An 11845-nucleotide genomic window follows, 5' to 3' on the forward strand; every position below is an offset into this window, starting at 1 on the left:
CAATGGGAGAACCACGCGCCGATTCCGGTGCGTTCCCCATGCGGTCCTCAGGGTTGTCGCGCCCGCTGCCGGTGCGATTCGCACGCCGATGCTAGGATCGGCTTCCGTTCAATCATCGCAAGCGTCGCGGCAGCAGTTGGCGCACGTTCATGAACTCAATTGCATCCTTCACGGAACGCCGGGTGTTTTCCGAAGATCGTCTGTCGATCGGACTGACGCTGCCGTTGTTGCGCGCGGGTGAAATCGTCGCGGACTTCCGCGAGCAGGTGGAACTCGCGGCGCTTGCGGATGCACTCGGTTTCCGCGCTCTCTGGGTGCGCGATGTGCCGTTGAACAGCGCGGACTATCCCGACCCTGTCGGCCATCTCGACCCGTGGGTGCTGCTCGGCGCGCTCGCGATGCATACGACGCAGATCGCGCTCGCCAGCGGCGCGATTGTGCTGACGCTGCGTCATCCGCTGCATATCGCGAAGGGCGCGGGCTCGGTGCAAACGCTGTCGAATGGCCGCTTCATTCTCGGCCTGGGCTCGGGCGACCGGCCGCCGGAATACGCGGCGTTCGGGCGCAATGGTGAAGAGCGGCGCGACCTGTATCGGATGCATTGGGAGACGGTTGCGGCGGCGCTGGGCGAAGCGCGGCGAGTGGTGGCAGATCGTCGTCCGGAGGGCGCACCCGGATTCATGCTGTTGCCGCAGCCCCCGTCGCCCGTTCCGATGCTTGCCGTCGGCTCGGGTGGACAAAGCGTGGACTGGATCGCCAGGCATTCGATCGGCTGGATGACGTATCACCGCGAGCCGGAAACCCAGCGCGCGAGACATAGCATGTGGCGCGCGGCCGTCGAACGTCTGCCGACACGGGGCTTTCGTGCGTTCGGCGTCGCGATGCGGCTCGATCTGAGCGGCGATCCGCATGAACGCGCCACGCCGCTCTCGCTCGGGCTATCGCACGGGACGGCATGCACTGATTGAACTGCTAGACGACATGCGCGAGAACGGCACACATCACGTGACGCTGAATCTGAATTCCGATCGACCCGTGCGCGATGTGATCGCGGAACTGGCCGCCGAGGTCTTGCCGCATTTCCATACGTAGTGTCGCCGTGCGCGAGGCAAACACGGCTACTTTTTCACTGCGCTTTTCTTCGCTGCAGTTTCCTTCACTGCACTCTTCTTCACTGCACTCTTCTTCGCTGCACTCTTCTTCGCTGCACTCTTCTTCGCTGCACTTTTCTTCGCTGCACTTTCCTTCACCGCACTCTTCTTCCCTGCACTTTCCTTCCCTGCACTTTTCTTCACAGCCGCCTTCGCCGCACTGCGTCTAACCTCTGCATCTTCATCAGCGCCTCCGTTCTCCGATGACGCCCGCGCAAGCGCGCCATGCTGCTCGCCGCGCCACCCGCCGAGATCGAGTTCGACCCACGCCGGCGCGTGATCGCTCGCACGCGGCTCGCCTCTCACCCACCTGTCGACGCCCGCATCGCGCAGTTTCGCGGCAACCTGTTTGCTCAGCAAAAGATGATCGATGCGCAGCCCGGAGTTCTTTTCCCAGTGCTGCCTGAAGTAATCCCAGAACGTAAAGACCTGTTCGTCGGGAAAGCGCGCGCGCAACGCGTCCGTCCAGCCCTGCGCGAGCAGGCGCGCATAGCACTCGCGGCTCTCCGGTTGCAGCAGCGCGTCCTTGAGCCACGAGCGCGGATTGTAGATATCGAAATCGGTCGGCACGACGTTGTAGTCGCCCGCCAGCACGACGGGATGCCCGCTGTCGACGAGCTTCTTCGCATAGGTGATCAGGCGCTCGAACCATGCGAGCTTGTAGTCGAACTTCGGCCCCGGCTGCGGATTGCCGTTCGGCAGATACAGGCAGCCGACCAGCAGACCGTCGACGGCCGCTTCGATATAACGGCTATGCGTATCGTCGGGATCGCCGGGCAGGCCGCGGCGCGTTTCGATGGGCTCGCTGTCCTTCGCGAGAATCGCGACGCCGTTCCACGACACCTGTCCATGCCAGACCGCTCCATAACCGGCCGCGTCGAGCTCGGCCTTCGGGAAGCCCGCATCGGGCGTCTTCAGCTCCTGAAGACACACGATGTCGGGCGCTTCCCGCTTCAGCCATTCGAGCAATGCGGGAAGCCGTGAGCGAATGCCGTTGATGTTGAACGTCGCGAGCTTCATGATCATCGGGCGCTCGCAAGTGCCATACCCACGCGCGCCGCGAGCCTCCATGCGCGGCGGATCGCGGCGCGCCGGACGGACAGGGCGGATCAGTTCTAGCCGTTCTTCAGATCGTCGGGCACCTTGCCGCCGTTTTCGGCGAGCTTGGTCATCACCTGCTTGTGCAGCCAGATGTTCATCGCGGCCGAGTCATTGGTGTCGCCGCTGTAGTTGAGTTCCTCGGCAAGTTGCTTGCGCACGGCGAGACTGCTGTCGAGCCCGAGCAGCTTCATCAGATCGACAATCGACGTACGCCAGTTCAGCTTTTCCGGATTCTGGTCGGCGAGCGCGGTCAGGATGGCTTCGACATCGACGGGTTCGGCCGGTGCGGCGGCAGGCGCTTCCGCAGGTGCCGAAGCAGGCTCGGCGACGGGCGCGTCTTCAGGCGCCGCCGTGGCGGCCTGCACGGCGGGATGGCTAGACGGGAAGATCTTGCTGAGGATCGTGCTGAAAATGCTCATGGCTTTCCTCCAGACAATCGGTTGAAGGCGACGGCGCCGCACTCGACGAAACGGCCCCGAACATCCGCCTCATGGGATTTCGCGGGAGCGACGCATGCAAGGCGTCCGGTGGAGATTGTAGGCAATCGTGCGCCCGATGCGCCCGCTCGAACCGCTATCCTCGCCGCAAAAAATGACAGGACGATGCCGCTCATTCTTACTTGAGGACGTAAAATCCGGCCGCCATTCTTGTGCCGGAATCAGACTCTGAGCCGTCATCGGCTCATAACAAGGCAAAATACCGCTTTTGACGCGGATTTGACGCGGACCTGATGCAAAGGCAGCCGCCCGTTTCCGACGGCCACGGCGGCCACGGCCATCCGCCCCGAACCCCATGCGGCCGCGCGGCATCGCGCGCCGCGGCAGTATCCAGAAAATCAGGAGCGATCTTTCATGACCGAACCGAACGTTTCGCTGATGAGCAGGCTATCGCTTGCCTTCGGCACATTTTTCAGCATCCTCGGCGACCGCGAGTTCGCCGCGAGCGTGCTGCGTCTGCGCAGCGGCGCGGCGCCCGCTCCCGTGGCGACACCTGCGCCCGCACCGGCGCCCCGGCCTGCGCCCGCTCCCGCGCCTGTGATCAAGGAAGCGACGCCCGACGCCGCGCTCCAGTTGCTCGGTCTCCTGCAACGCGACGCGCGCTTCATCGATTTCGTCGAAGAGGACATCGCGAAGTACTCGGACGCCGACATCGGTGCCGCCGCGCGCCTCGTCCATGACGGCTGCCGCGCGACGCTGCGCGAGCACTTCACGATCCGCCCCGTGCGCGACGAAGCGGAAGGCAGCCGCGTGACGATCAACGACGGCTTCGACGCGACGGCGATCCGCCTCACGGGCAACGTGGTTGGCAAGGCGCCGTTCACGGGCAGCATCAGCCATCGCGGCTGGCGCGTCGCCGAAGTGCGCCTGCCGAAGCTCACGCAAAGCCATGACGCCACCGTGCTCGCTCCCGCCGAGGTGGAACTATGAGCGATCCGCGCTATTCGATCGGTATCGACCTGGGCACGACGCACTGCGCGCTGTCGTACGTCGATCTCGCCGCAAGCGACGGCGAAAAGACCGAACAACGCGTGATGCCCGTCACGCAGCTCACGGCGCCCGGCGCGATCGAAGATCTCGATCTGCTGCCGTCGTTCCTCTACCTGCCGCATGCAAGCGAACTGACGCCCGGCGATCTCGCGTTGCCGTGGACGGGCGAACGCGATTTCGTCGTCGGCGAGATGGCGCGCAGCCGAGGCGCGGGCACGCCGATCCGTCTCGTGTCGAGCGCGAAAAGCTGGCTGTGCCATCCGGGCGTCGACCGACGCGCGGCGATTCTGCCAAGCGACGCGCCGCCCGAAGTGACGCGCGTGTCGCCGCTCGAAAGCTCGGTGCGCTACCTGACGCATCTGCGCGAAGCGTGGAATCACGCGCATCCCGACGCGCCGTTCGACGACCAGGAAATCACCGTGACGATTCCCGCGTCGTTCGATCCCGCCGCGCGCGAGCTGACGGCGGAAGCCGCGAATGCTGCGGGCTACGGCCAGAACCGCGGCCAGATGACGCTGCTCGAAGAGCCGCAGGCCGCGCTCTATAGCTGGATTCAGAAGAGCGACGGCGCGTGGCGCAAGCAGGTCAGGATCGGCGACATCATTCTCGTCGTCGACGTGGGCGGCGGCACGACCGACCTCTCGCTGATCGCCGTGATCGAACGCGAAGGCAATCTCGAACTGCATCGCGTCGCGGTCGGCGAGCACATTCTGCTCGGCGGCGACAACATGGACCTCGCGCTCGCGCACGTCGTCGCGCGCAAGCTCGCGTCGCAAGGCACGCAAGCCGATCCGTGGCAACTGCGCGCCCTCACCTACGCGTGCCGGGGCGCAAAGGAAACGCTGCTGTCCGATCCGTCGACGGATGCTGTCCCACTCGTCGTGCCGAGCCGCGGCTCGAAGCTGATCGGCGGATCGATCCGCACCGAACTGACGCGCGACGAGCTCACGCAGACCATTCTCGAAGGCTTCTTTCCGCAAGTCGACGCATCGGCGCGGCCCATCGCCCGCACGCGCGCGGGCCTTACGCAGCTTGGTCTGCCGTATGCGCAGGACGCGGGCGTCACGCGCCATCTCGCTGCGTTCCTCGGCCGCCAGGTCGCGGCGCTCGCCGAGCTGCAAGAGTCGCAGGGGTCCGGGCAGCTGCCGCTCGAACCGAATGCGACGTTCCTGCATCCGACGGCCGTGCTGTTCAACGGCGGCGTGTTCAAGTCGCCGCTGCTCGTCGAGCGCATCATGACGACGCTCAACGGCTGGCTCGCGGCCGATGGCGGCGCGGCAGCGCGTCTGCTCGAAGGCGCCGATCTCGATCTCGCCGTGGCGCGCGGCGCCGCTTACTACGGCTACGTGAAGCGCGGCCGCGGCGTGCGCATTCGCGGCGGCACGGCGCGCTCGTACTACGTCGCGATCGAATCGGCGATGCCCGCCGTGCCCGGTATGGAGCCGCCCATCTCGGCGCTGTGCGTCGCGCCCTTCGGCATGGAAGAAGGCACTGATGCGCCGCTGCCTGAACAGGAGTTCGGTCTCGTCGTCGGCGAGCCGGTGCGCTTTCGCTTCTTCGGCTCGTCGGTGCGGCGTCTCGATCAGGTGGGCACGATGCTCGACTACTGGTCGCCCGACGAATTGCAGGAACTCGAAGAGATCGAAGCGTCGCTGCCCGCCGAAGGCCGCACGGTCGGCGAAGTCGTGCCCGTCAAGCTGCACGCGCGCGTGACGGAAACGGGCACGCTCGAACTCGAAGCGATCCCGCGCGGCACAGACGAGCGCTGGAAAGTCGAGTTCGACGTGCGCGGCGGCGCACAGGGCTGAGCACCGGGTTGACCATCTACGCATCGATGAAGCGAAAGCAGCCGCAGCAGCGAAAGCCCGAAGCCGTCAGGCGCTACACGGTCGGCATCGATCTCGGCACGAGCAATACCGTCGTCGCATATGTCGAGCCGGGTTCCGACGACATCCGCGTGTTCGATGTCGAGCAACTGGTCGGCCCCGGCGAAGTGGGCGCGCAGCCGCTGTTGCCGTCCGTGCGCTATCACCCGGCGGCGGGCGAGCTGAATCCCGGCGATCTGCTGCTGCCGTGGTCGCGCGCAGCGGATGAAGCACGCGATGGGTCGCGGAACGAACCCGCGCCCATCATCGGGCGGCTTGCGCGCACACTCGGCGCACAGGTGCCCGGGCGTCTCGTGACGAGCGCGAAGAGCTGGCTGTCGCATGCGTCGGTGGACCGGCTCGCGCCGATCCTGCCCTGGGGCGCGCCCGACGACGTCGAGAAGGTCTCGCCCGTCGCCGCGAGCGCGAGCTACCTCGCGCACGTGCGCGCCGCGTGGAACGCACGCTTCGCCGATGCGCCGCTCGAACAGCAGAACGTGATTCTCACGGTGCCCGCGTCGTTCGACGAAGGCGCACGCGCGTTGACGCTCGAAGCGGCGCGTCTCGCGAAGCTGCCCGCGCTGCGGCTGCTCGAAGAACCGCAAGCGGCGTTCTACGACTGGCTGTTCCATCATCGCGCCCGTCTCGGCGACGAGCTGGCAGACACGCGGCTCGTGCTGATCTGCGACGTCGGCGGCGGCACAACCGATCTCACGCTGATCAAGGTGCAGATCGACGCAAACGGCGAACCGCAACTGACGCGCATCGGCGTCGGCAATCATCTGATGCTCGGCGGCGACAACATGGACCTCGCGCTCGCGCGACTCGTCGAGACGCGGCTTTCGCACACGCAGGACGGCCAGACGCGGCTGTCGGCGGCGAGTCTGTCGCAGCTCGTCGAACGCTGCCGCGTCGCGAAGGAGCAATTGCTCGATGCGAGCGCGCCCGAGTCCGTCGCAATCACGCTGCTCGGTGCGGGCTCGCGCGTGATCGGCGGCGCGCGCACCGCGCACGTGACGCGCGACGAGATCGAAAAGGTCGTCGTCGACGGATTCTTTCCGCAGATTGCCGCCGATGAAATGCCGCGCCGCTCGCGCGCGGCGATCGTCGAGTTCGGGCTGCCCTACGCGAGCGATGCCGCCGTTACGCGTCACGTCGCGGCGTTTCTGAAGCGGCTCGCCGCGCAATCGCGCGACGCGCTGGGCATGTCCAGCCAAAGCGGCGAAAGCGAGCCAGGCGCTGAGCACGACGACAACGCCGACACGCTGCCCGTGCCCGACACGCTGCTGCTCAACGGCGGCGTGTTCCGCGCGCAGCCGCTGACGGAGCGGCTCGCGCAAACGCTCGGCGCGTGGCGCGGCAAGCCGTTGCACGTGCTGCACAACGATCATCCCGATGTCGCGGTGGCGCGCGGCGCCGTCGCATACGGCCTTGCGCGCGCGGGTAACGCACCGCGTATCGGCGGCGGCTCGGCGCGCAGCTATTTCCTCGTGCTCGAAGGCGATCAGGGCATCTGCCTGTTGCCGCGCGGCACGGAAGAAGCGCACGAGATGCATCTCGACGACCGCGTGTTCGCGCTGCGCCTTGGGCAGCCCGTGCGTTTTCACCTGATGTCGACGGTCGCCGACACGCGCTTCGCGCCAGGCGAACTCGCCGATCTGTCGCAAGGCGACTTCGTGCGCCTGCCGCCCATCGCGACCGTCGTGCAACGCCGGCACGCGACGGACGACGACGAGCGCCCCGTCCGGCTGACGACAGCGATGACGGAAGTCGGCACGCTCGAAGTGACCTGCATCGCCACCGACGATCCTTCGCAACGCTGGCTGCTGCAATTCGAACTACGGCGCGACGAGGCGGCGGCTGCAACGGACGAGGCAATTGAATCCGGGCGCCATCCGTCGCTCGATCACGCGATCGAACTGATCGAGCGCTCGTTCGGCGCGCGTTCGTCGGACGTGGGCCCGAACGAAGTGAAGCGGCTGCGCGCGCAATTGGAACAGACGCTCGGGCCGCGCGACAACTGGGACGTCGCGCTGCTGCGCGAGCTGTTCGGAGCACTGTGGGAACGTGCGAAGCGCAGACGGCGCTCGGCCGCTCACGAGCGGCTGTGGCTCAACCTCACGGGCTACTGCGTGCGCCCGGGCTTCGGCTATCCGCTCGACGAATGGCGCGTCGAGCAGCTCTGGTCGATCTTCGACGATGGCATTCAGTACATCCACGAAAGCCAGGTCTGGTCCGAGTGGTGGACGTTGTGGCGACGCGCGGCGGGCGGGCTGAACGAAGACGCGCAATTGCAGTTGCTCGACGCGATGGACTTCCTGCAAGCCGCGAGCATCAAGAAGCAGAAGCTGCCGTTCGACCCCGCGAAGGTCGGCTATGCGGACATGATTCGCGTGCAGGCGTCGCTCGAACGCATTTCCGTCGACCGCAAGATCGCGCTCGCGCAGCAACTGCTCGAACGGCTGCGCAAGCCTTCGGAGAACCACCAGACGTGGTGGGCGATCGGGCGCATCGGCGCGCGTCTGCCGTTCTATGGCAGCGCGCATGGCGTGGTGCCGCCCGAGGTCGCGCTGCCATGGCTCGATGCCGTGCTCGCGCTCGACTGGAAGAAGGTCGAGCCCGCCGCGTTCGCCGCCGTGCAATTGGCGCGGATGACAGGCGACCGCTCGCGCGACCTGCCCGACGATGCGCGCGAGACGGTGATCCGGCGGCTCGAAGCACTCGGCGCGGCGCCCGCGTGGGTCCGGATGGTCCGCGAGACGGTCGCGCTCGATGAGGCCGACACCGGCCGCGTGTTCGGCGAATCACTGCCGGCGGGGCTGAAGCTGATCGGCGGCGCGTGATGCGCGCTTGCGCCTGATTCGCGCTCGGCCTGATTCACACTGAGTCTGATTCATACTGAGTCTGATTCACGCTCAGCCTGATTCACGCTCAGCCTGCGCGCCTGATCCGCCGAACCGCCTTCTGAGAGTCAAACGGCCTTCGCATGAGCCGCGCCCGCGCGTCGCGCGTCGGCCCGCGCCGTTGCGCAGTCGTGCGCGCGGCCCGACGGCTGCGCGCCTGTCGCAATGAGCACGGTGCGCCGCGTGCAACGTCCGATCACATCGCTCATCCGCTCTTCCCAGAACCACTTCGAGCCGCGACCCGCGCCGACCACGATCAGATCGGCGTCCAGCTGAACGGCGAGATTCGCGATCTCGCGCCCCACGCTGCGGCCTTGCAGCGGCACGGTGATCGCGCGTGCCTGAATGTCCCATGCTTCGCATTCGAACGTATCGTTGCAACGGCGCTCGACGACACTCTCGAGTTCGCGGACCGTCTGTGGCTTATCGATGCAGCCGTGCTCGACGCCCATCATCGCCCACCACGGCATCGTATCGACGACATACACGGCTGTGAGCCGCGCACCCGTGTCGCGCGCCTTGTCGATCGCTGTCTTCAGCACGGCGTCGTTCGTGCTGGCGCTGACCGCTACCAGAATGTGCCTGATCATCGTGTGTTCCTCCGTCGTTGCGTCTGTGCTATGGAGGCATGATGACGCGCGAGACTTAGCACTGAATGAGCATTGCGCATCAGGCATTGCGCATGCTCGCTGTCATGCGCTTATGAATCGAGGAGCACGCAATGGCCACGCATAGCAGTACACGGAGCACAGACGATCGCATCAGGGAACGCGCGTACCATCTTTGGGAGCAGGACGACGATCCGAAAAAGCACGCGAACGAGTACTGGGACGCGGCGCGCCGGCAGATCGAAGCCGAGGGTTCGGGGAACGCGCAAGACGGGCAGCCTGCCGCGCAATCGGTGAAGCGGCATATCGAAAGCGAAGATCCGCAGGAAGGCAACACCCCTCACGACGATCCAACGGGCAAGCCGCGTGCGAAGCGCGCGAGATGACACGTGCAAATCGCGGGATCTGACGAACGTGTTCGATGCGGATTTCGTGCCCGGGCGCCACGGATCATCCACGAGGAGAACCGCGATGACGGTCAGGATCGGTATCTCAGGTTGGCGCTATTCGGGCTGGCGAGGTGTCTTCTATCCGGAAGGGCTTGCGCAAAAACGCGAGCTCGAATTCGCATCGCGGGCCGTCGATACGATCGAGATAAACGGCTCGCACTATTCGCTGCAAACCGTCGAGAGCTATCTGTCATGGTACGACGCAACGCCACGCGATTTCATTTTCAGCGTGAAGGGTCCGCGCTACCTCACTCACATGCTGCGCTTTCGCAACGAAACGGCGCGTCCGGCGATGGCGAATTTCTTCGCGTCCGGCGTGCTCGCATTGCGCGAAAAGCTCGGTGTGTTTCTCTGGCAATTTCCACCGAATTTCGTGTTCGCGCCTGAATCGTTCGAAGCGTTCCTCGCGCTGCTGCCCGTGGATTTTGCGTCGGCGGCGCGGCTCGCCGGGCAGCACGATGCACGCGTCAGCCATCCGTGGTTCGACGTCGACGTGAACGGGCGCATTCGACACGCGATCGAAATTCGTCACCCGAGTTTTTGCGTACCCGAGTTCGTGGCACTGCTGCGAAAGTACAGGGCAGCACTCGTGATATCCGACTCGACGGCAGGCTGGCCCTACGGCGAAGACGTGACAAGCGACTTCGTCTATCTGCGTCTGCACGGCAGCGAAACGCTCTACAGCGGCGCCTATGCGGACGCCGCGCTCGAACGGCTCGCGGCCCGCATCGACGCATGGGCGCACGGCGGCGAACCGAACGACGCGGTGCGGTTCGCGCCCAAGCCAGCGGCGAAGCGACGCTCGCGCGACGTGCTCGTCTACTTCGACAACGATACGAAAGTCGAAGCGCCATTCGATGCCGCGCGCCTCAAAGCCCGGTTCGATCAGTTCGCGAAGTCGCCCAACGCAAAACCAATCCGGCAGAGCGTCAGACGAACTACTCGTACAGCACTTCATCACAAGCCGGCATAGCACTTGCATGCGGGCGGCCCGGCCGGATTGCGCATCCCGATCGCAAACATCTCCCGTGCGCCACTAGACGCAATGCTCGTCGATCCATTCCTTCGCCCATTCGGTGCCGAAGACGATCGCCTCTTTCTCGTCGAGAAAGTTCCCCGGCACTTCGAACTCGTAGGTCTCCATCGCGGCGTCGTCATTGGATGGCCGATAGATCCGCACGCTTGCCACCAGGTTGCCGTCGGCGACGCCGGCTGTCACGCCGACGGTGCACGACGCATAGGTCATTTCCATGATGCTGTCCCCTTATTCTCCAATGTTGCGACGGTGCAGGCTACACCGCTCGACTGACGATGCAAAGCGTCAACGCCGTGAGCCGAACGTGTTGGAGTCGTGCTCGATCCGCGAGAGCGCGTTCTGCGCGGCGCCCGACCTCGTTCCTGCCTTCGGACGAGTACGTGGCGAAGCCCTCGTCGACGCACGCTCCGCTGCCGGGCTCCTCCGGGAGCAGCAATGCAATCGGCCGGCCGTGCACGACTCGGTCGTGGCAAGCCTGAGCCCGCGCGAACCCGGAAACGAAACGACCTGTCCCGGCACATTCATCGGATTTGCTCCCGACAACGTTTCGTTGCCGGGGCTCCAGCAATCTGCATGCCGTTTCCGTGGGCCGGCTCACTTGCGCGGAATTTCGCGCAACGCACTGACGCCGCTGGCGGTGATCGGCTGCGCGTCGTTGCGCCATGCGCTGTGCACATAGGTCGGCACCACGGCGATGCTCCCCGCGTCCTCGCCCGATCGATACGACATAAGGCTCGCCTTGAACCGGCTCCAGGAACAATGGAACAACGCTTCGCCGCGCTCGACACCCTTCGTCGGCACCGACGGGCAGGCCTATCGCGACAGACGATGCGAACTCATCGTGCTTATCGGCGGCATCGTCGCCGAGCGCGACGGCCACGTTCATGCGCTTGAACAACGCCGAGCGAAAGCTGCTCGAGATGCGGCCGCATGACGCCGCACAGTCATCGCGCGGACACCCGCTTTTCGGCTTCACAAGGCGACGGCACGACGGTTGCTCATTCCCTGTGAAGCGCACGCGCTAACGCGGCGCGGCCCCATAAAAGGAGATCCCTACCATGCTTTACTACGCTCTGGTTTTCTTCATCATCGCGATCATTGCCGCCGTTTTCGGATTCGGCGGGATCGCTGCGGGCGCGGCCAGCATCGCGAAGATCCTGTTCTTCATCTTCCTCGTGATCTTCATCGTGACGCTGCTGATGGGCGTCGTGCGGCGATAACGTAACGGCAAGCGCAAGAAGCGGC

Annotated in this window: 11 protein-coding genes and 2 pseudogenes; 8 read left to right on the plus strand and 5 right to left on the minus strand. The window is 65.5% G+C overall.

Annotation, left to right across the window (positions count from 1 at the left end; all coding sequences use genetic code 11):
- The first annotated feature begins 149 nt into the window (after nt 1-149).
- Nucleotides 150-1092 (plus strand): annotated as a pseudogene (locus AB4Y32_RS08345) (LLM class oxidoreductase).
- 296 nt (nt 1093-1388) lie between these two features.
- Here AB4Y32_RS08345 and xth read toward each other — a convergent pair.
- Nucleotides 1389-2171, minus strand: a pseudogene (gene xth, locus AB4Y32_RS08350) (exodeoxyribonuclease III); the annotation flags it as partial.
- A gap of 95 nt (nt 2172-2266) precedes the next feature.
- Nucleotides 2267-2671 (minus strand): DUF3597 domain-containing protein, encoded by a 405-nt coding sequence (locus tag AB4Y32_RS08355; protein WP_368720859.1) that lies wholly within the window; start codon nt 2669-2671, stop codon nt 2267-2269.
- Between the two features lie 432 nt (nt 2672-3103).
- Here AB4Y32_RS08355 and AB4Y32_RS08360 point away from each other — a divergent pair, with 432 nt between their 5' ends.
- Genes AB4Y32_RS08360 through AB4Y32_RS08370 form a run of 3 tightly spaced genes read left to right on the plus strand, consistent with a single transcriptional unit; the run spans nt 3104 to nt 8447 of the window.
- Nucleotides 3104-3679: a DUF2760 domain-containing protein gene (locus AB4Y32_RS08360; protein WP_368720860.1), complete on the plus strand. Its 576-nt coding sequence runs from the start codon at nt 3104-3106 to the stop codon at nt 3677-3679.
- Nucleotides 3676-5547 (plus strand): Hsp70 family protein, encoded by a 1872-nt coding sequence (locus AB4Y32_RS08365; protein ID WP_368720861.1) that lies wholly within the window; start codon nt 3676-3678, stop codon nt 5545-5547. Before AB4Y32_RS08360 ends, AB4Y32_RS08365 begins: the two co-directional genes overlap by 4 nt.
- 26 nt (nt 5548-5573) lie before the next feature.
- Nucleotides 5574-8447, plus strand: a complete 2874-nt coding sequence (locus tag AB4Y32_RS08370; RefSeq protein ID WP_368721086.1) for an Hsp70 family protein — start codon at nt 5574-5576, stop codon at nt 8445-8447.
- 128 nt (nt 8448-8575) lie between these two features.
- On the opposite strand, the gene AB4Y32_RS08375 is transcribed toward AB4Y32_RS08370, so the two are convergent.
- Nucleotides 8576-9097, minus strand: a complete 522-nt coding sequence (locus tag AB4Y32_RS08375; RefSeq protein WP_368720862.1) for a universal stress protein — start codon at nt 9095-9097, stop codon at nt 8576-8578.
- A 131-nt stretch (nt 9098-9228) separates the two neighbouring features.
- On the opposite strand from AB4Y32_RS08375, the gene AB4Y32_RS08380 reads away from it, so the two are divergent.
- Nucleotides 9229-9501, plus strand: a complete 273-nt coding sequence (locus AB4Y32_RS08380) for a DUF2934 domain-containing protein (RefSeq protein WP_368720863.1) — start codon at nt 9229-9231, stop codon at nt 9499-9501.
- An 85-nt stretch (nt 9502-9586) separates the two neighbouring features.
- Nucleotides 9587-10537, plus strand: coding sequence for a DUF72 domain-containing protein (locus tag AB4Y32_RS08385; protein WP_368720864.1), 951 nt, complete (start codon nt 9587-9589; stop codon nt 10535-10537).
- A gap of 63 nt (nt 10538-10600) precedes the next feature.
- Here the strand turns inward: AB4Y32_RS08385 and AB4Y32_RS08390 are convergent, their stop codons facing one another.
- Both AB4Y32_RS08390 and AB4Y32_RS08395 read right to left on the minus strand, forming a co-directional pair.
- A complete protein-coding gene (locus AB4Y32_RS08390; protein WP_368720865.1) occupies nt 10601-10816 on the minus strand; it encodes a hypothetical protein in 216 nt (71 codons plus the stop codon).
- 378 nt (nt 10817-11194) lie between these two features.
- The gene (locus tag AB4Y32_RS08395; RefSeq protein WP_368720866.1) at nt 11195-11329 is read right to left on the minus strand and encodes a hypothetical protein; all 135 of its coding nucleotides are present in this window, start codon (nt 11327-11329) and stop codon (nt 11195-11197) included.
- 10 nt (nt 11330-11339) lie between these two features.
- On the opposite strand from AB4Y32_RS08395, the gene AB4Y32_RS08400 reads away from it, so the two are divergent.
- Together AB4Y32_RS08400 and AB4Y32_RS08405 are read left to right on the plus strand one after the other, a co-directional pair.
- A complete protein-coding gene (locus tag AB4Y32_RS08400) occupies nt 11340-11534 on the plus strand; it encodes a hypothetical protein (protein WP_368720867.1) in 195 nt (64 codons plus the stop codon).
- A 124-nt stretch (nt 11535-11658) separates the two neighbouring features.
- Nucleotides 11659-11820, plus strand: coding sequence for a DUF1328 domain-containing protein (locus AB4Y32_RS08405; RefSeq protein WP_087739237.1), 162 nt, complete (start codon nt 11659-11661; stop codon nt 11818-11820).
- Nucleotides 11821-11845: the final 25 nt, after the last annotated feature.

This window comes from Paraburkholderia phymatum, from assembly GCF_040965635.1.
Lineage (GTDB): Bacteria > Pseudomonadota > Gammaproteobacteria > Burkholderiales > Burkholderiaceae > Paraburkholderia > Paraburkholderia phymatum_B.

Excerpts from the sequence above, each read along its gene's own strand:
- AB4Y32_RS08355 (WP_368720859.1), bottom strand. The coding sequence starts at position 2,671 with ATGAGCATTTTCAGCACGATCCTCAGCAAGATCTTCCCGTCTAGCCAT.
- AB4Y32_RS08360 (WP_368720860.1), top strand. The coding sequence starts at position 3,104 with ATGACCGAACCGAACGTTTCGCTGATGAGCAGGCTATCGCTTGCCTTC.
- AB4Y32_RS08365 (WP_368720861.1), top strand. The coding sequence starts at position 3,676 with ATGAGCGATCCGCGCTATTCGATCGGTATCGACCTGGGCACGACGCAC.
- AB4Y32_RS08370 (WP_368721086.1), top strand. The coding sequence starts at position 5,574 with ATGAAGCGAAAGCAGCCGCAGCAGCGAAAGCCCGAAGCCGTCAGGCGC.
- AB4Y32_RS08375 (WP_368720862.1), bottom strand. The coding sequence starts at position 9,097 with ATGATCAGGCACATTCTGGTAGCGGTCAGCGCCAGCACGAACGACGCC.
- AB4Y32_RS08380 (WP_368720863.1), top strand. The coding sequence starts at position 9,229 with ATGGCCACGCATAGCAGTACACGGAGCACAGACGATCGCATCAGGGAA.
- AB4Y32_RS08385 (WP_368720864.1), top strand. The coding sequence starts at position 9,587 with ATGACGGTCAGGATCGGTATCTCAGGTTGGCGCTATTCGGGCTGGCGA.
- AB4Y32_RS08390 (WP_368720865.1), bottom strand. The coding sequence starts at position 10,816 with ATGGAAATGACCTATGCGTCGTGCACCGTCGGCGTGACAGCCGGCGTC.
- AB4Y32_RS08395 (WP_368720866.1), bottom strand. The coding sequence starts at position 11,329 with ATGTCGTATCGATCGGGCGAGGACGCGGGGAGCATCGCCGTGGTGCCG.
- AB4Y32_RS08405 (WP_087739237.1), top strand. The coding sequence starts at position 11,659 with ATGCTTTACTACGCTCTGGTTTTCTTCATCATCGCGATCATTGCCGCC.